Origin of the sequence: Streptomyces sp. NPDC096040 (assembly GCF_040303265.1) — a bacterium.
In the GTDB taxonomy this organism is placed as follows: domain Bacteria; phylum Actinomycetota; class Actinomycetes; order Streptomycetales; family Streptomycetaceae; genus Streptomyces.
Genome location: NZ_JBEOTA010000016.1, coordinates 145836 through 164234, shown reverse-complemented (window position 1 = coordinate 164234; position 18399 = coordinate 145836). Strand labels below are relative to the sequence as shown.

The 18399-nt window shown below is 72.5% G+C and carries 15 protein-coding genes; 8 read left to right on the top strand and 7 right to left on the bottom strand.

Translation table 11 applies throughout. The features are described from left to right. Positions 1 to 30: 30 nt before the first annotated feature. Entirely contained in the window at positions 31 to 510 is a 480-nt protein-coding gene (locus ABTY98_RS23385; RefSeq protein ID WP_352222885.1) for an NUDIX hydrolase, read from the bottom strand. Positions 511 to 577: 67 nt separating this feature from the next. Then, on the bottom strand, positions 578 to 2191 hold the full coding sequence (lnt, locus tag ABTY98_RS23380; protein ID WP_352222884.1) for an apolipoprotein N-acyltransferase: 1614 nt from the start codon (positions 2189 to 2191) through the stop codon (positions 578 to 580). A 184-nt stretch (positions 2192 to 2375) separates the two neighbouring features. Here lnt and ABTY98_RS23375 point away from each other — a divergent pair, with 184 nt between their 5' ends. After that, on the top strand, positions 2376 to 3404 hold the full coding sequence (locus tag ABTY98_RS23375) for an O-antigen ligase family protein (RefSeq protein ID WP_352222883.1): 1029 nt from the start codon (positions 2376 to 2378) through the stop codon (positions 3402 to 3404). Positions 3405 to 3484: 80 nt separating this feature from the next. Here ABTY98_RS23375 and ABTY98_RS23370 read toward each other — a convergent pair whose 3' ends face one another. Further along, complete coding sequence (locus tag ABTY98_RS23370; protein WP_352222882.1) at positions 3485 to 4042, bottom strand: hypothetical protein; 558 nt, start codon at positions 4040 to 4042, stop codon at positions 3485 to 3487. An 89-nt stretch (positions 4043 to 4131) separates the two neighbouring features. Next, positions 4132 to 4923, bottom strand: a complete 792-nt coding sequence (locus tag ABTY98_RS23365) for a glutamate racemase (protein WP_352222881.1) — start codon at positions 4921 to 4923, stop codon at positions 4132 to 4134. A 39-nt stretch (positions 4924 to 4962) separates the two neighbouring features. Here ABTY98_RS23365 and ABTY98_RS23360 point away from each other — a divergent pair, with 39 nt between their 5' ends. Next, the gene (locus ABTY98_RS23360) at positions 4963 to 6156 is read left to right on the top strand and encodes a glycosyltransferase (protein ID WP_352222880.1); all 1194 of its coding nucleotides are present in this window, start codon (positions 4963 to 4965) and stop codon (positions 6154 to 6156) included. 15 nt (positions 6157 to 6171) lie between these two features. On the opposite strand, the gene ABTY98_RS23355 is transcribed toward ABTY98_RS23360, so the two are convergent. After that, the gene (locus tag ABTY98_RS23355) at positions 6172 to 7524 is read right to left on the bottom strand and encodes a TerD family protein (RefSeq protein ID WP_352222879.1); all 1353 of its coding nucleotides are present in this window, start codon (positions 7522 to 7524) and stop codon (positions 6172 to 6174) included. Positions 7525 to 7800: 276 nt separating this feature from the next. On the opposite strand from ABTY98_RS23355, the gene ABTY98_RS23350 reads away from it, so the two are divergent. The 4 genes from ABTY98_RS23350 to ABTY98_RS23335 all read left to right on the top strand — a co-directional run bounded on the left by ABTY98_RS23350 (position 7801) and on the right by ABTY98_RS23335 (position 12764). Continuing rightward, the gene (locus tag ABTY98_RS23350; protein ID WP_352222878.1) at positions 7801 to 8256 is read left to right on the top strand and encodes a DUF6643 family protein; all 456 of its coding nucleotides are present in this window, start codon (positions 7801 to 7803) and stop codon (positions 8254 to 8256) included. A 42-nt stretch (positions 8257 to 8298) separates the two neighbouring features. Next, positions 8299 to 9123 (top strand): MOSC domain-containing protein, encoded by an 825-nt coding sequence (locus ABTY98_RS23345; RefSeq protein ID WP_352222877.1) that lies wholly within the window; start codon positions 8299 to 8301, stop codon positions 9121 to 9123. Between the two features lie 423 nt (positions 9124 to 9546). Continuing rightward, the gene (locus ABTY98_RS23340; protein WP_352222876.1) at positions 9547 to 10152 is read left to right on the top strand and encodes an Rv1733c family protein; all 606 of its coding nucleotides are present in this window, start codon (positions 9547 to 9549) and stop codon (positions 10150 to 10152) included. A gap of 173 nt (positions 10153 to 10325) precedes the next feature. After that, positions 10326 to 12764: a right-handed parallel beta-helix repeat-containing protein gene (locus ABTY98_RS23335; protein WP_352222875.1), complete on the top strand. Its 2439-nt coding sequence runs from the start codon at positions 10326 to 10328 to the stop codon at positions 12762 to 12764. Here the strand turns inward: ABTY98_RS23335 and ABTY98_RS23330 are convergent, their stop codons facing one another. Beyond that, a complete protein-coding gene (locus tag ABTY98_RS23330; RefSeq protein ID WP_502994322.1) occupies positions 12765 to 15074 on the bottom strand; it encodes a hypothetical protein in 2310 nt (769 codons plus the stop codon). Between the two features lie 293 nt (positions 15075 to 15367). Between ABTY98_RS23330 and ABTY98_RS23325 the strand changes: the two genes are divergently transcribed. After that, positions 15368 to 16198, top strand: coding sequence for a DeoR/GlpR family DNA-binding transcription regulator (locus ABTY98_RS23325; protein ID WP_352222874.1), 831 nt, complete (start codon positions 15368 to 15370; stop codon positions 16196 to 16198). A gap of 51 nt (positions 16199 to 16249) precedes the next feature. After that, a complete protein-coding gene (locus ABTY98_RS23320) occupies positions 16250 to 16729 on the top strand; it encodes an SRPBCC family protein (protein ID WP_352222873.1) in 480 nt (159 codons plus the stop codon). Between the two features lie 398 nt (positions 16730 to 17127). On the opposite strand, the gene ABTY98_RS23315 is transcribed toward ABTY98_RS23320, so the two are convergent. Then, on the bottom strand, positions 17128 to 18255 hold the full coding sequence (locus ABTY98_RS23315) for a PLP-dependent cysteine synthase family protein (protein ID WP_352222871.1): 1128 nt from the start codon (positions 18253 to 18255) through the stop codon (positions 17128 to 17130). Positions 18256 to 18399 lie beyond the last annotated feature (144 nt).

The window sequence follows — 18399 nt, the reverse complement described above, 5'->3', positions numbered from 1 at the left end:
CCGGGACCACATAGGGTCAGCGCACATACTTCAGCTGAAAGCCGTAGCGTCGAACCATGTGGGTGCATCCGACATGGCCTGCTTGATCCGGTGCACACCGAACTCGTTCAGCTGCGGCAGGGCGTCCACGTCGAACCAGGCCACCTCCAGCGACTCGTCGTCGTTGACGCGGGCCTCGCCGCCGACGGCCCGGCATCGGAAAGTGATGTCCATGTACTGGCAGATGTCGCCGTTCGGGTAGGTGACGGGGTTCAGCGCCTGGACGAGGACCACCCGCTCGGCGACACAGCGCACCGCCGTCTCCTCGAAGACCTCCCGCACGGCGCAGGCGGCAGGCTGCTCCCCGGGCTCCGGAATGCCGCCGATGACCGACCACTTGCGGGTGTCGGTACGACGGCCCAGCAGCACTCTGCCCTCGTCGTCGAAGACGATGGCAGTGATCCCGGGCAGCCACAGCAACTGGTGGCCCGCCGAGGCCCGGATCGTGCGGATGAAGTCAGGAGTAGCCATGCGCCGACCCTAACCGCCCGGTCCTACCGCACCGGTCGAAGCCACGGGGCGTGCAGCGGGTGTACGGCTACGCGTCACCGGCGCGCCGGGAGCGCAGCCCGGAGCCGATCGCCCAGCCGACCCCACCCGCCGCGACCAGCACCAACGCGATCTCGGGCAGGATGCCCAGCTTGGTCGCGGGGGTCTCGGAGGTGCGCAGCGGCACCTTCTGGACCAGGTAGGCGGGTACGAACATGCCGGTCTTCTGGGTGATCTTCCCATCCGGCATGATGATCGCACTGACGCCGCTGGTCACCGGCACGGTGACGGTCCGGCTGTGCTCTACCGCGCGGATACGGGACATGGCGAGCTGCTGGTAGGTCATCTCGCTGCGGTCGAACGTGGCGTTGTTGCTCGGCACGGAGATCATCTCGGCGCCGTGCGTGACGGTGTCCCGCACGTCCCAGTCGAAGGCGGCCTCGTAGCAGGTGGCGAGGCCGACCTTGGTTCCGTCGATGTCGAACACGCCGGGCTTTGAACCCCGGCTGAAGTCCTGCCGGACCATGCTGGTCCAGTCCTTGTTGATGGCGCCGACCAGACCGCGTAGCGGAAGGTACTCGCCGAAGGGCTGGATCTGCCGTTTGTCGTACGTCGCCGTCGGGCCCTTGACCGGGTCCCAGAGGATCTGCTCGTTGAGGAGCTTGCCGTCGCGTTCGACGACCCCGCCGACCGAGATGGGCACGCCCATCGCCGTGGCAGCCTCGTCGATCACGGCGGCCGCGTCGGCGTCGGCGAACGGGTCGACGTCGGAGGAGTTCTCCGGCCACAGCACGAAGTCCGGCTTGGCGGCCTTGCCCGCCTTGACGTCGGCGGCCAGCTTGAGCGTCTCCTTCACGTGGTAGTCGAGCACGGCCTGCCGCTGGGACGCGAAATCAAGGCCGGCGCGCGGCACATTGCCCTGGATGACCGCGACGGTGACCGAGCCGTCCTCCGCCTTGTCGCTCACCAGCGTCCGAGCGGCCACCGCGCCCACCACGGGGACGGCCACACTCAGCAGGGCCGCGGCCGCCGCCGCGCGCCGGATCTCACGCGTACGGCGCCCCTCGACGGCCAGGCGCACCACCTCGTACAGACCGAATCCGCACAGGACGACCGCGAAGCCGAGCACGGGGGTGCCGCCCACCGCGGCGAGCGGCAGGAAGACGCCGTCCGCCTGGCCGAAGGCGATCTTGCCCCAGGGGAAGCCGCTGAAGGGCACACGCGCGCGTGCCGCCTCACCAGCGATCCACACGGCGGCCGCCCATACCGGCCAGACCGGTAGTTTGGACACGGCGGCGACGCCCACACCGACCAGGGCGACGAAGATCGCCTCGATGGCCACCAGCGCGAGCCACGGCCCGGGGCCGACCTCGACGCCGGTCCACACCAGCAGGGGCAGCAGGAAACCGAGTCCGAACAGATAGCCGACGCCGAGTGCCGCCTTCCAGGTACGGCCGCGCAGCACCCACCCGAGTCCGGCGAAGGCGGGCACGGCCAGCCACCACAGGGTGCGCGGCGGGAAGCTGACGTACAGCAGCACTCCACTGAGCGCGGCGGCGGCCGCCGGGACCAGGCGGCGGAGCAGCCGCAGGCCGCGTGCGCGGGGCGCGAGGCGCGGTGTGAGCTGGTCCGACTGGTCGACGGAAGTTGCGGTGACGGTCACTCCGGGAGTGTACGGCGGCTGGCCTTGCGGCCGACAGCACGGTCTCGGCATGCAGGAATCACACCGTTCCCGCTCAAGTCGTCCACAAAGCGGGCATCACCGGTTACCGTGTGCCGAGGCGGGCGGCGGGGCCTGCCACAGGTCGGGGGACCGGGTACGGGGGGCGACGGTGGGGTCGACCGGGATGATGTCCGCTGCCGGCACGGACGCGGACAACGAGAGACGAAACGTTTCTGATGCGGTGGGCGTCGTGGTGCTCGGGGCGTGCGCCGGGTGGCCGCTGCTCTCGGCGGCCGGGCGTGACGGACGGCCCGAGGGCATGCTGCTGGCGGTGCTCGCCGTGGCCGCGGGCTATGCCGCGGGCCGGATGTCGGGGGCGCTGTGGCCGGTGGCCGCGCCCTGTGTCGGCGCGCTGGCCGGGCTGGGCCTGGCGGTGGCGATGCCCGAGGTGGCGGCAGGCCCCCAGTTCACGACGCCGCTCGGCCGTGCCGGTGCCGTCGCGGCGCTGCTGGTCCTCGCGACGGGTGGCGTGTGCTGCGCCGTCTGGGCGACACCGGTTCCGGCACTGCGCTTCGGACTGCGGACGCTGGCCGCCGGGATCGGGGTGACCGGTGCGGCCATGGGCTCGGTGATGGGGTGCGCGGCCAGTGCCGCCGTGCTGATGTGCTCCCTGGCCGCCGGCCGAATGCGCCGTCGGGGCCCGGGCATCGCGGGCCTGGCCCTGGTGGCCGCGCTGGTGACCGGCACGGTCTGGGCGGTCGCCGCGAACGTCCTGCCCACCGGCCTCAGCACCGCCCTGGTCGGCCCCCTCACCGAGCACCGCGTCCAGCTGTGGCGGGACGCCCTGCATCTCGCCCGCCGGAACAGTGCCCTGGGCGTCGGCCCCGGCCGGTTCGGCGAGCTGAGCGGCACCGCGTCCGAGGCCCTGCTGCCCGACGGCAAGCCGCACTCCGCGCCGCTCCAGCAGGCCGCCGAACAGGGTCTGGTCGGTGCCCTCCTGCTGGCCGCCGCGTTCTGCTGGATTCTCTACGCCCTGTGGCGCTCACCCCGCTCCACGCCGGTCGTGCTCACCGCGGTCGCGGCGCTCACGGCACTGGCCTCGATCGCCGCGGTCGGCAACGCCCTGAGTTTCACGACGGTGTCGGCGGGCGCCGGCCTACTGGCGGGCCTGGCGACGGCCCGGCCGTGGGTGGCGGGTCTTCCACAGAGCTGAGGCGGACGTCCATGTGCCCCCGGCACACGCCCATGTGCTCCGGACACATGTGGTTGGGCCATACAGGCACGCGAGTCATCTCAGTGGGCGGTGCCCGGTGCGATCGTCCGCAGGCGTTCCCTGATGACCCGGACCGCCGACTCGGCGTTGTCCACGGTGATCGTGAAGGTGTGGCCGTCCCACAGGCTCAGGACGATGCCCTCGCCGCGGCGGACGACGACGGCCGTGCCCTTCTCCGGCCGCCAGCGGTAGCCCCAGCCGCCCCAGTGACGCGGAGTGATCTGCGGCGTGAAGTCGGCGCCGACCACATGGGAGAGCGGAATACGGCGGCGCGGCACCCCTATATGGCCGCAGCGGACTTCGAGGCACTCCTTGTCGAGCTTCAGATCGACATGCACGAAGGCGAGGGTGCCGAAGAGGACCAGCAGCCCGGCGGCGATGCAGCCCACGACGGACATCACCAGCGGGGCGATCCCCGAGGTCCAGGCGGAGTCCACGGCCAGTTCGATGCCGAGCGCCATGCAGGCCGCGCCGACCAGCGCCAGCAGCCACTGGACCCGGTTGGTGGCGCGCCCCGTCCAGACATCCGGGTGCGGGGCGTCCTCGTCCGGGGAGCGGTCGTGGGGGTGGTCCCTCATGTCTACGAGATTACTCAGGTTTCGCTGCGCGGGTACTACGTTGCGGAGGGCGACTGCTCACATCGGCGGTATCGGCGGCCCCGGAGGGTTCACTGGGACGCGGCGGGGCTGACCGTCCGCAGCAGGCGGGCCTCGGCGTAGCTGAGCGCGGCCTCGGGGAGTCCGCCCTCGCGGCCGTTGAGCAGCACCGTCACCGTGCCGGTGGCCGGTGCGTCGGGGGCCGGCTGCGCACCGATCCGGCGCAGCGCCTGGGCGGCCACGGCTCCGGCGGACCCGTGCAGGGCGACGGGTGCGGCGCCGGGGCGCTGGACGGCGGTGCGGATACGTTCCGCCAGGAGTTCGTAATGGGTGCAGCCCAGGACGACAGTCCTTACGTCGTCCGGTGTGAGCTGGGCCGCCGCGCTCACGGCGGCGTCGACGGCCGCCTGGTCGGCGTGCTCCACGGCCTCGGCGAGGCCCCAGCAGGGCACCTCGGTGACCGGCACGCCGTCGGCGAAGTCCTCGATGAGGCCCCGCTGGTAGGCGCTGCCGGTGGTCGCGGGTGTCGCCCAGATCGCCACGGGGCCACCACCGGCCGCGGCGGGCTTGATCGCCGGGACGGTGCCGACGACGGGGATGCCGGGTTCGAGGCGGGCGCGCAGTGCGGACAGGGAGTGCACGGTCGCCGTGTTGCAGCCGACGATCATCGCGTCGGGGTGACGGGCTGCCGCGGCCTCGGCGACGGCCAGGGCGCGCTCGGTGATGCCTTCGGGGGTGCGGGGCCCCCAGGGCATGCCCTCGGGGTCGAAGGAGAGGACGAGATCCGCGTCGGGGCGCAGCCGCCGTACCGCTGCGGTGGCCGCCAGCAGGCCGATGCCGGAGTCGATGAGCGCGATCTTCACCCGGCCACGATAGACGATGGGCCGTTGGGGTCAGGTCCCATGGTGCAGACTGCGCGGGTGAGCGCCATCGTGTGGACCGCCGCCGTATCCCTCGCCGCCTGGCTGTGGCTGCTGCTCTGCCAGGGCTTCTTCTGGCGCACCGACGTCCGGCTGCCACCCCGGCACGATCCTGAGAAGTGGCCGGATGTGTGCGTGGTCGTGCCGGCCCGGGACGAGGCCGCCGTACTCCCCCTGAGTCTGCCGTCGCTGCTGACGCAGGACTACCCGGGGCGGGTGGAGGTGTTCCTGGTCGACGACGGCAGTACGGACGGCACCGGTGAGCTGGCCCGGGAGCTGGCCGCGCGCCACGGCGGGCTGACGCTGACCGTGGCCTCGCCCGGCGAGCCGCCGGCGGGCTGGACCGGCAAGCTGTGGGCGGTACGGCACGGCATCTCTCTGGCACGCGCGCGTGACCCCGAGTATCTGCTGCTGACGGACGCGGACATCGCACACGAGCCGGACAGCCTGCGGCTGCTGGTGGCGGGCGCGCGCACGGGGGGCTTCGACGCGGTCTCGCAGATGGCCCGGCTGCGGGTGGAGAGCCTGTGGGAACGGCTCGTGGTCCCCGCCTTCGTCTACTTCTTCGCCCAGCTGTACCCGTTCCGCCGGATCGGCCGGAGGGGGTCGCGTACGGCGGCAGCGGCGGGCGGTTGTGTGCTGCTGCGCGCCGATACGGCGGAGAGGGCGCGCATCCCGGACGCGATCCGGCACGCCGTGATCGACGACGTGGCGCTCGCCCGTGCCGTGAAGGGTTCCGGCGGCCACATCTGGCTGGGGCTCGCGGACCGGGTGGACAGCGTCCGGCCCTATCCACGACTGCACGACCTGTGGCGGATGGTCTCCCGCAGCGCGTACGCGCAACTGCGGCACAACCCGCTGCTGCTCCTCGGTACGGTCGCCGGTCTCGCGCTGGTGTACCTGGTACCCCCGGCGGCGGTGCTGGCGGGCGCGGTAGCCGGCAGCGCGGCGGCGGCACTCGTCGGGGCCGCGGCCTGGCTGGTGATGACCGCGACGTACGTGCCGATGCTCCGCTACTACCGGCAGCCGCTGTGGCTCGCCCCTCTGCTGCCGTTCACCGCGTTCCTCTATCTCCTGATGACGGTCGACTCGGCGGTGCAGCACTACCGCGGGCGCGGGGCGGCCTGGAAGGGCCGTACGTACGCGCGTCCCGGCGCCGTGGCCGACGAGGGCTGAACCGCTCCCTCACGGTCACTTACGGCCGGGCGTCCAGTTCATGCCCCAGCCGTAGGCGCGGTCGACGGTCCGCTGGGGGCTCACCCCGCGATCCGGGACCAGATAGCGCGCCTCGCGCTGCACGACCAGGTCGCCACCGGTGTTGGTGAGCAGGGCGAGGGCGCACACGGTCGAGGGGACAGTGCACTCGTCCAGGGAGAAGTCGATCGGGGCACCGTGCTGGGGTTGGAGGGTGACGGTGGCGTGCAGGTCGGCGAAGGAGCTGGCGCCCTGGTAGATCGTCACGAAGACCAGGATGCGCCGGAAGTCCTCTTTGTGGTCGAGGTTGACGGTGAGGTTCTCCCCGCTCGCCACGGCACCGGTGCGGTCGTCACCGTCGAGATGGATGTACGGGGGGCGGCCGAGCGAGCCGAAGGCGTTGCCCAGTGCCTGGACGACGCCCTTGCGGCCGTCGGCGAGCTCGTACAGGGCGCACAGGTCGAGATCGAGGTCGGCCCCGCCGTGCCGGGCGCCCCAGCCCGGGGACTGCTTGCGGACCTGCCAGTTGAGGTTGACGCGCAACGAGCCGGAGGTGCCGCCCTGTTTGGCCAGGGACACGGAGGGCGCCGACTTGGTGAGCGTCACCTTGGACAGGCGCACGGGCGCGGCCGGTGAGGGTGGCGGCGGGACGGGCAGGCCGCCGGCGGTCGGCGCCGGGTGCTGAGGGGAGGGGAGACCGCCGGGCTGCGGCGGGGGCACCTGGGCGGGCGCCTGCGGGGCGGCGGGGGGCGTGGTCACCGCGGGGGTGGCCGGCCGGGTGGCCTGGGGCACGGGCGGCGGTGCCGGGTGCTGCGGCTCTTCCACCGTGATCCCGAAGTCGGTGGCGAGTCCTTCGAGCCCGCTGCTGTAGCCCTGTCCCACGGCACGGAATTTCCAGCCGCCCTGGCGTCGGTACAACTCACCGAGTACGAAAGCGGTTTCCACCGTGGCGCCGGTACTGTCGAACCGGGCGACCTCGTTCCCGTTCGCCGCGTCGCGGACTTCGATGTAGAGACCGGGGACCTGGCCGAACGTTCCGCCGTCGGCGGAGGCCGCCAGGACGATCTGCTCGATCGGGGCCTCCACGCGCGCGAGGTCGACGAAAAGGGTGTCGGTGACCTGATCACCGGAGTGCCGTTTGCCCTCGTGGCGGACCGCACCGGAGGTGTGCGCGGGCTGGTTGTAGAAGACGAAGTCGCCGTCGGAGCGCACTTTTCCGGCGACCAGCAGCAGCGCCGAGGCGTCCGCGTCGGGGACACCCGGACCGGAGCGCCAGCCCAATTCGATACGCAGCGCCGCGGTCGGCACCGGCGCATTGGATCCTTTCGACATTGACATGTCCGCCCCCATCACGTGTCGGCATACCGGGCGCGCCCGGCGGTCCCAGATCATCCCTACCCGCACAACCTATTCCCGGGGACAGAGAAGTCCCATGAGGCACAGGAAGATCCCTGTCCAACTGCCGGTAACCGGCGCGGAACTCGGCCTTTACACGATCAGAACGTTGATTGCCGTCCCTTTTTGCCGAGTTCGCTCGGATTGGGGATGCGGCGTCACTGCCGACACGGAAAACAACCCTCTTATCGGTCTCCCCAACCAGCACATCGTGGGCTTAACTTATGTGCCATGACCTCCCCCCGCTCCACCTATGGCGGCGGCTACTACTCCGCCTCCTTCCCGGACACCCCGATCTACGACTCCCTCGTGGCCGAGCGGGGCACCCCGCAGATCGCCCCGATCCGGGTTCCCCCCGCCTACGACGCGCCCAGCAGCATGAACCTGCCCGCGCTCCCGTCGGCACTGCCCGCCCTCCCGGCGGGCCCCTCCCAGCCGGCCCCCGGCTACGGCTACCCGCAGATGCAGCAGCCCGCTCCGCTGCAGCAGGCGCCCACGGCGTACATCCCCCAGCAGGCGACGGCACCGCGCGGCTACCCCGGCCAGCAGCAGCCGCAGCCGCCGCGCCCGATGATGGGCGGCACCGGGTACGAGGCGATGCGCCCGGCGGCTCCGCGCCCCGCGCCCACGGCTCCGTACCAGGACCCGTACAACAACCAGCAACAGCAGCAGTACCGCGGCTACTGATCGGCATCCCCTGATGTCGGCGCCGCCTGGCACGATGGCGTCATGGGGATCGCCGATCTGCAGTCGATACACGTCCACCCGGTCAAGGCGCTCCGGGGCTTCTCGCCCCGGCAGGCCGTTGTGGAGCCCTGGGGGCTGGCCGGTGACCGGCGCTGGGCTTTGATCGACGACGGGGGAAAGGTCGTCACCCAGCGCGAACAGCCGCGCCTCGCGCCCGCCGCCGCCGGGCTGCTGTCCGGTGGCGGCATCCGCCTGTCCGCGCCCGGGCGGCCCCCACTGGAGGTGCCGGTCCCGAAGCCGGCGGCCACGGTGCCGGTGGACGTCTTCGGTACGAAGGTGGAGGCGCTCCTCGCGGCCGAGACCGCGCACGCCTGGTGCAGTGACTATCTGGGAGCCGACGTCCGCCTCGTCCACATGGACGATCCAGCCACCCGCCGCCCGATCGACCCGGACCACGCGCTGCCGGGCGAGACCGTCAGCTTCGCCGACGGCTATCCCCTGCTGCTCACCACACAGGCCTCGCTCGACGCCCTCAACTCCCTCATAGCGCAGGGCGACCACGCCGACGAGGGCCCGCTCCCCATGAACCGCTTCCGGCCGAACGTGGTCGTCCGGGGCACGGAGCCGTGGGCGGAGGACGACTGGACACGGATCGCCATCGGCGAGGTCGAGTTCCGGATGTCGAAGATGTGCGGGCGGTGCGTCGTGACCACGACCGACCAGGAAACCGCCGAGCGCGGCCGGGAACCGCTGCGGACGCTGGCGCGGTATCGCAGGGTCGGCAACCGACTCGTCTTCGGCCAGAACCTGGTGCCGTGCTCCCCCGGCACGATCCGGGTCGGGGACCCGGTGCGCGTCCTCGGCTGATGTCGCCACGGCCGACCCGTCCTGGACGGAGCCACCCGCACTCTCACCGGCTCCCCTCCCCTGACGGCCGTCGGCCGCGCCCTAGTCGCCCCAGCTTCCTGCGCCCTGCGCCCTGCGCTCACCCCGTAGCCGCCGCCCTCCGCCGAGTCGCCCTCGCCCGAGCCACACCCCTTGCACCACCCGCACCACCCTCGCCCGAGCCACGCCCCCGCACCGCCCCCGCCGCCCTCGCCCAGGCCGGCTTCGACTCGGACTCGAGTGATCTCCGCCCTCGCGGGAACCCAAGCCCGCGGCCCGGTCGTTGGGGTCGTGGGAAGTTCATGAAAGCCCCGGCCGGGGGTGATTTCGCTCTCTCTTCGGCCGGGCTCACGGGTGAACGGCTCGGGCGGGGGTTATCACGGAGCGGGAAGGGGGTGGTGGACGGTGCGAGCGATCCGCGGCCTGTGGCGCTGGCGGCGCAATCCGCTGCGCCGCGCGACCGACCTGGTCGAGGCCTGGGTCGCCCTGGTGGCACTGCTGCTGATCGTGGTGGCCGCGCCCGTGCTCGGCTCGCTCGTCGGCGCCGCCGCCCAGGACACCCTCCAGCGGTCCGTCCGGCAGCAGCACCACGACCGGCATCTGGTCACGGCCACCGTCGTACGGAAGCTGGACGGCTCCCTGGTCGAGCCCGACCCCGACGCCACCAGTGCCCACGACACCCGCAGCCGCGTCCTGGCCAACTGGACCGCACCGGACGGCACCCGGCAGTTCGGCGCTGCCCTGACGACCCTCAAGTCCCCGCACAAGGGCGACCACTTCGGCATCTGGACGGACCGGCACGGCCTGCTGACGGCCCGCCCGCTGGACTCCGCCACCGCGACGACCCACGCCGTGCTGGCCGGGTTCGGCGCGACCCTGCTCACCGCGGGCCTGGTCGAGGGCGCCAGACGGATGATCGTCTGGCGTATGGTCCGTCGCAGATACGAGCGTTGGGATCAGGCCTGGGACCGGGCGGGCCCGGACTGGGGCAAGGCCGGCACCGGCAGCTGAGGGCCTTTCCGTCTCTGGTCGATCCACCACCTCGGCGCACGCTACGGTGGACCGGCCGAAGCGCATTCGGTATCGACCCGCGCGCGAGCGGACCGCAGGGGCCGGACACCCTCCGAGGTGGCCCCCATGGCGAGCAAGCGATCTGTACGACGAGGTGGGGGCTCAGCAACGCCATGGCACAGGGCACGGTCCAGGTGACGCACACCGGCACATCGAGGTGGCGGCGCCGCACGGGTGAGTACGCGTCGCTCGCCGCCGCCCTGGAGGCCGCCGCCGACGGCGACGTCCTGACGGTCGCGCCCGGCACCTACCGGGAGAACCTCGTCGTCCAGCGCGCGGTGACGCTGCGCGGCCCGGAGGGCTCGCCCGGCTCGGTGCGCATCGCGCCCGCGGACGGGGTGCCGTTGACGGTGCGGGCCTCGGCGGTCGTACAGGACCTGCATGTCGAGGGCCAGGACGCGGCCGCGCCCGCGCTGCTCGTCGAGGAGGGCGCGCCGGAACTGCTGGACGTGCGGATCGTCACCCGCTCCGCCGCCGGCATCGAGGTGCGCGGCGGAGCGCGGCCGACCGTGCGGCGGTGCACCGTGGACAACCCGGCCGGCATCGGCATCGCCGTACTCGACGGCGGCGGTGGGGTGTTCGAGGAGTGCGAGGTCGTGGCGGCCGGTCAGGCGGGGGTGGCGGTGCGCGGCGGCGGCCGTCCGCGGCTGGAGCGCTGCCGGATCCACCACGCCTCGGGCACGGGGATGACGGCGACCGGCGAGAACTCCGCGCTGGAGGCCGTGGGTTGTGAGATCTACGAGGTGCGCGGCTCCGGTGTGCAGGTCACCGCACGGGCCACGGCGCACCTCACCGACTGCGATGTGCACCGCACCACCGCCGACGGCGTGACGCTCGACACCGACGCGGTGCTCACCCTCGCCGACTGCCGCATCCACGACATCCCGGAGAACGCGGTCGACCTGCGCTCGCGCTCGGTGCTGACGCTGACGCGGACGACCGTGCGTCAGTTCGGTCGCAACGGGCTGTCGGTGTGGGACCCGGGCACCCGCGTGGACGCCAACCAGTGCGAGATCTTCGACAGCACGGGTGACTATCCGGCGGTGTGGGTGAGCGACGGTGCCACCGCCGTCCTGGACTCCTGCCGGGTGCACGACGTGCCGGACGCGCTGTTCGTACTGGACCGCGGCTCCCGCGCGGACGTCGTCGACAGCGACCTCTCCCAGGTGCGCAACACGGCGGTGTCGGTGAGCGACGGGGCGACCGCGCAGCTGGACGACTGCCGGATCCGGGACGCGGCCACCGGTGCCTGGTTCCGTGACCACGGCAGCGGCGGCACCCTCAACAACTGCACGGTGGACGGCACCCAGACCGGAGTGATCGTCACCAAGGGCGCCGACCCCACCATCGAGCGCTGCACGGTGGACTCCCCGGCCGAGGCGGGCTTCTACGTGTCGGCGGGCGGCCGCGGCACCTTCGAGGGCTGCCGGGTCACCGGCAGTGGCGGCTACGGGTTCCATGTGATCGACGGCTGCCGTACGACGCTGCGCAAGTGCCGTACGGAGCGGTGTGCGCGCGGAGGTTACGAGTTCGCCGACGGTGGCCCGGACGCGGGCTCGGGCACCGGCCCGGTGGTGGAGGACTGCACCAGCGACGAGAGCGGCAGCCTGCGGCCGCCCGCGGCGCACGAGCCGGCCGTACAGACCGCGCGCCAGACCCCCGGCCTGCTGGGCGCGATTCCCGGCCAGCGCAGCACCGAGCAGGAGCCGCTCCTCACCCCCGCCGCACCCCAGGAGCCGACCCGCGCCTCCAAGGCCGTGCTCGGTGAACTCGACGCGCTGGTCGGCCTGGAGAGCGTCAAGCGCGAGGTCCGTGCGCTGACCGACATGATCGAGGTCGGCCGGCGCCGTCAGCAGGCCGGTCTGAAGGCCGCCTCGGTCAAGCGGCACCTGGTGTTCACGGGCTCCCCCGGCACCGGCAAGACGACGGTCGCCCGGCTCTACGGCGAGATCCTCGCCTCCCTCGGGGTGCTGGAGAAGGGCCATCTGGTCGAGGTGTCCCGGGTCGACCTGGTCGGTGAGCACATCGGCTCCACGGCGATCCGCACCCAGGAGGCCTTCCAACGGGCGCACGGCGGTGTGCTGTTCATCGACGAGGCGTACGCGCTGTCGCCGCAGGACGCCGGGCGGGACTTCGGCAAGGAGGCCATCGACACGCTGGTGAAGCTGATGGAGGACCACCGGGACGACGTGGTGGTGATCGTCGCGGGCTACACGGAGGAGATGGAGCGCTTCCTTTCGGTCAACCCCGGAGTGGCGTCCCGGTTCTCCCGGACCGTCACCTTCAGCGACTACGGCCCGGACGAACTGCTGCGGATCGTGGAGCAGCAGGCCGACGAGCACGAGTACCGGCTGGCGCCGGGCGCCTCCGAGGCACTGCGGGAGTACTTCACGGTGCTCCCCAAGGGCCCCGCGTTCGGCAACGGCCGTACCGCCCGGCAGACTTTCGAGGCGATGGTCGAGCGGCACGCGAGCCGGGTCGCCCAGCTAGCCGACCCGAGCACCGACGACCTCACCCTGCTGTACGCGGAGGACCTCCCCGAACTCTCCTGATCAGCCCGCCGGTTGCGGCCGCTGCCCGGGCAGCTCCGGGCGCAGCCGGGCCAGCAGCCGTTCCCGTTCCTCGGCGAAGACCGGGTCCGCCTGGTAGTCGGAGTGGCCCAGGATCGGGGCGGGGAGCGGGTGCTCAGGGGTGCGTCCGTAGGCGAGGGGGTCCTTCAGGGGGGTGTGGTCGACCTCCGGGCCGTCGCCGTCGGGGATGCGGACGGGGCCGCCGATGGGGTCGGTGAGGCGGTAGAGGTTGCGCCAGCAGGCGACCTCGCGGTGCAGGGAGCCGAGTTCGGCCGGGCCGAAGTGGGCGGGGAACCAGCGGCCGTACAGGCGCTCCAGCGGGGAGCCGTACGTCAGCAGGGCGACGCGCTTGCGCACCGACGGGGCGAGCTGCCAGGCCGCCGCTGCCGCGAGGACGCTGCCCTGGGAGTGGCCTGAGATGACCAGCCGGCCGCCGGTGCGGCCAGTCCAGGTGACCACGCGCCAGGTCAGGTCGGGGACCGCGCGCTCGGCGTAGCAGGGCGGGGCGAAGGGATGGGCGGCGCGCGGCCAGAAGGTGCCCACGTCCCAGAGGATGCCGATGGTGCGCCGGGCGGAGGCGTCCTTGTAGGCGCGCCGGCCCCAGGTGACGAACAGTATGAAGCCGAGCCCGACCAACCAGGAGCCGAGCGCCTGCGAGGCCTGGGCCGCGCCGTGCACCAGGGCGTAGGTCCGGTCGGCGGCCGCGTCCGGTGTCTTCCCGGTGGCGAGCGCGCCCACCAGCGCCCCGGCGCCCAGCACCAGCGTGGTCGCGCAGAGCACGGTGACGATGAGCGGTGTCCGGTCGGTGAGGGCGGCCATGGCGCGGACCCCGGCGATACGGCGGGTACGTGCCAGGTCCTCCGGTTCGCCGGCGTGGTCGAGGTCGACGGCGGCGCGTTCGGCGTGGGCCAGTCGCGAGGTGCGCCAGGAGAGCCAGGCGACCGCGGCGAGGAGCACCACGAGAACGGGCGGGATCACCGAGGCCTGCCAGGTCAGCAGTACCGGCGGCCCGGCGAGGGAGGTCCCGGTGCCGTCCAGCCAGTCGGAGACCCGCTGGGCGACGCCGCCCGAGATCACCCCGCCCAGCGCGCAGGCGAGCAGCGCGACCGCGGGCCCGCCGAGACCGCGCATCGCGGCACGCGGAGCGGGGAGCCGGCGGTGCAGTTCGTGGGCGACGACCCCGAGGACGATCACCAGCATGCCCTGGGCCAGGGCCAGGCCTCCGAAGGCGGTGTCCCCGGCGAGCCGCCCCACGGAGCGCCACCCCGGCCGGGACCAGCCCGCGTACAGCACGGCGAGCGCCAGCAGGGTGAGGGCGCCGAGCGGCAGGCGTCGTACCAGATGCCGGTCGAGTTCCTGGTCGAGGAGGTTCTCGCTGCGGCCCCGGCGGCAGACCACCCACACCGCGGCGACCGCCAGGGCGGCCAACGCGGCGAACAGGAGCCACCCGGCGGCGTCGAGTACGGCGGGTCCGCCGGCCCGGCGGTCGAAGGAGGCCGCCGGTGCGAGGACCGCGGCGGCGACGGTGAGCAGGCCCGCCGCGGTGTGGGCGGCGCGCAGCCGGGCCACCAGCCGGCGCCCGTACCAGAAGCCGGGGCTACCGAGGGAGGTGTGGCCGGGCTCGGGGTTGTGGGCCAGCGGCCGGATGGACTCGTAGGCGCTCCAGGTGCGGTGCGAGAGATACCAGAGCAGGCCGGTCAGGGCGGTGGGCACCAGGGCGGCCAGGGCGAGGCGGCGGCCGGGGGCGCTCCACCAGCCGCCGTCGGAGCCGGCCGGTGAGAGGAAACCGAGCCAGGAGTGCCGGCGGGCGCAGGCGGTGACGCCCGCGCACTGCCAGGCGGCCAGGTCGAGGGCGACCTCGCAGGCGGCCGCGACGAGCAGCACCGTCAGAGTGAGCCCGACGAGCCGGACCAGCAGGCCGTAGAAACGCACGGTGCGCGGCCGGTTCTGGGCGGCGGGGCGCATCCAGTGGGCGAGGTTGACCACCATGAACGGCAGAAGCAGCAGCCACAGGGCGCGGGAGGCGTTGCCGGAGGTGAGGTTGCACCAGACGTACGCCTCGGGCACCGGGCGGTCCCGGTAGTCGCCGGGCCGGGACTCCGCGTCGACGTCCTCGGCGCGGCGGAAGACGGCGGCCGTGTCGTCGCCGGTGATCCGCACCGTGCGCGGATCGTCGAGCATCTTCCCGGGCGTGGTGCCGCCGACGCCGTGCACCAGCAGTTCCAGGTCGATCTCCGGTACGGCGGACCGCTCGGCGGGGTCGCCCGCGGTACGTTCCTGCGCGCGTTCCACTCTTCTCGCACTTCCCCCGTGACGCGCCGATGGTCTGTGTCCGTGCGGGTTTCAGGATCGCCGATTCCGGTGTGACACACACCACTCGTCACGGAATCTCCCCGTTGTGTGTGACACCTGAGGGAACACGTGCCGACCGAATGACATGTGCGCACCGCCACAGGGGGTGGCGCAACCGGCGTAGTCCCGTGAAAGGATGGGGCGCCCACGCACCGGAGCCGGGCGGAATGCCCTGGTCGGAGCCGGTACGCAGGGCGTGTCGGACGGCTTGAGGCGAGAGGACCGGAGCGTACGTGAGCGAGAACCAGAACCTCCTCGCGGAGCAGCGCCGCGCCCTGATCCTGGACGAGGTCCGGCGCCGGGGTGGCGTGCGGGTCAACGAGCTGACCCGCAAGCTCGGTGTGTCGGACATGACCGTACGCCGGGACCTGGACGCGCTGGCCCGGCAGGGCGTGCTGGAGAAGGTGCACGGCGGTGCGGTGCCGGTGGTCGAGGCGAGCACGCACGAGCCGGGCTTCGAGGCCAAGTCGGGGTTGGAGCTGACCGCCAAGGAGGACATCGCCCGGGCCGCCGCCGAACTGGTCGTGCCGGGTACGGCGATCGCCCTGTCCGGCGGTACGACGACATACGCGCTGGCCCATCAGCTTCTGGAGGTCCCCGATCTGACCGTGGTGACGAACTCGGTGCGGGTCGCGGACGTCTTTCACGCGGCGCAGCGCGTCTCCGGGCAGCGGCAGGGCGCGGCGACCGTCGTGCTGACCGGCGGAGTGCGCACCCCGTCCGACTCCCTCGTCGGCCCGGTGGCCGACCAGGCGATCGGGGCGCTCCACTTCGACCTGCTGTTCCTCGGTGTGCACGGCATATCGGTCGAGGCCGGACTCTCCACGCCGAACCTCGCGGAGGCGGAGACCAACCGCCGTCTGGTGCAGTCGGCCCGGCGGGTCGTGGTGGTCGCCGACCACACCAAGTGGGGCACGGTGGGCCTGAGTTCGTTCGCCAAGCTGGAACAGGTCGACACGCTGGTCACGGACGCCGGGCTGCCGGCCGCGGCGCGCGCGGAGATCTCCGAGCACCTGCGCCGTCTGGTGGTGGCGGGCGAAACCGACCGAGGGGCAGACAGCTGACGGGCCGTCAGCTACCTTTTCGGGACAGCGTCTCACGAGGAGGTCGGCCCGGTGGCTCACCAACTGTGCCCGGTGGGACTCGGCTTCGTCGAGACCGCACCCATACGGCTCGTGTTCGGGCAGGAGATGACGGCGGCGCCCGAGGCGGTCTTCCGGGCCCTGGCGGAGGACGTGCCGGGATGGTCGGAGTGGTTCTCGGCGGTGCGGTCGGCCCGGCCGACGGCGGACGGCCGTGAGGTACGGCTCCGGGGCGGCGTCCGCTTCGAGGAGACAGTGCTCAAGGCGAAGGCCCCCGAGGTGTACACCTACCGGGTGGACATGACGAACGTGCCAGGTCCGAGGGCGTGGGTGGAGGAGTGGCGCCTGGTGCCGTCCGGCACCGGCACGCGGGTACGGATGACGTTCGCACTGGACGGTACGGCGCTGTTCCGGGCGGTGAGCAGGCTGGCGTCGCCGGGCATGGGCCGGGCGTTCCGCACGGCGGTCAAGACCTTGGACCGGCGGCTGTCCCTTCAGGCCGACAGAGCCTAGGGGCGCGGACCGTGTCGATGTGCGGCTCCGCCGAGCGGGCGTGCCCAGCCACGGACCACTCGCACCCCCGAACACCCCGCAGACCCCCCGCACCGCCGCCCCCGAACGGCCCGCGGTCCGCACGCCGCCCCCAACGGTCCGCAGACCACCCGCGCCACCACCCCGAACAGCCCAGGACCCCCGCACCGCCCCCGAAACGGCCCGGGATCCGCACGCCGCCCCCAACGGTCCGCAGACCACCCGCGCCACCGACCCGAACAGCCCGCACTCCCCGCACCGCCCCCGAACGGCCCGCAGACCACCCGCGCCGCCGACCCGAACAGCCCAGACCCCCCGCACCGCCCCCGAACGGCCCGCGGTCCGCACGCCGCCCCCAACGGTCCGCAGACCACCCGCGCCTATCCCGGCCAGACTCCGGTCGCCAGCAGGGCCTCGATCGCCGCCGAGTACGGTGCGATGTCCAGCCCCTGCTCCTCCAGCCACGAATCCGAGTAGTACTTGTCGAGATACCGGTCCCCCGGATCGCACAGCAGCGTCACCACGCTCCCCGTACGCCCCGCCGCCACCATCTCGGACACGATCTTCAGCGCGCTCCACAGCCCGGTCCCGGTGGAACCGCCCGCCTTCCGCCCGATCGCCCGCTCCAGTGCCCGCACGGCCGCCACGCTCGCCGCGTCCGGCACCTTCATCATCCGGTCGATGGCCCCGGGCACGAAGCTCGGTTCCATCCGGGGCCGCCCGATGCCCTCGATCCGGGACCCGCAGTCGCAGGTGACGTCCGGATCGCCGGTGGTCCAGCCCTCGAAGAAGCAGGAGTTCTCCGGGTCGGCGACACAGATCCGAGTATCGCGCTGGGTGTAGTGGACATAGCGCGCCAGGGTCGCGGACGTACCGCCGGTCCCCGCCGTGGCCACGATCCACGCCGGCTCCGGGAACCGCTCCAACTCCAGCTGGCGGAAGATGGATTCGGCGATGTTGTTGTTGCCGCGCCAGTCCGTGGCCCGTTCGGCGTAGGTGAACTGGTCCATGTAGTGGCCGCCGGTCTCCACCGCGAGGCGCGCGGATTCCTCGTACATTTTCCGGGAGTCGTCCACGAAGTGGCACTGGCCGCCGTGGAATTCGATGAGCCTGCACTTCTCGGAGCTGGTCGTGCGCGGCATGACGGCGATGAACGGCACGCCGATCAGCTTGGCGAAGTACGCCTCCGAGACGGCCGTCGAGCCGCTGGACGCCTCGATCACGGGACGGCCGGGCCGGATCCAGCCATTGCACAGTCCGTAGAGGAAGAGCGAGCGGGCCAGCCGGTGCTTGAGGCTTCCTGTGGGATGGGTCGACTCGTCCTTGAGGTAGAGGTCGATGCCCCACACCTCGGGCAGGGGGAAGCGCAGCAGGTGGGTGTCCGCCGAGCGGTTCGCGTCCGCCTGGACCTTGCGGACGGCTTCTTTGAGCCAGTCGCGGTACCCGGTGTCGCTGTGGTCGACGTCGAGGGTGGCGCCGGTGCGGATCTGCGGGGTGGTGGTGCTCACGGCGGGACTCCTTACGCTGGGGCCGACGGCGTCGGAGCGCGGCCGACACACCGATCATAAACACCTTCCGCACCGCTCCTCACCTGCATAAACGGATCTTTGAGCGCCTCAAAGGCGCCCTGGGGAACAATGGCGCGAATCATT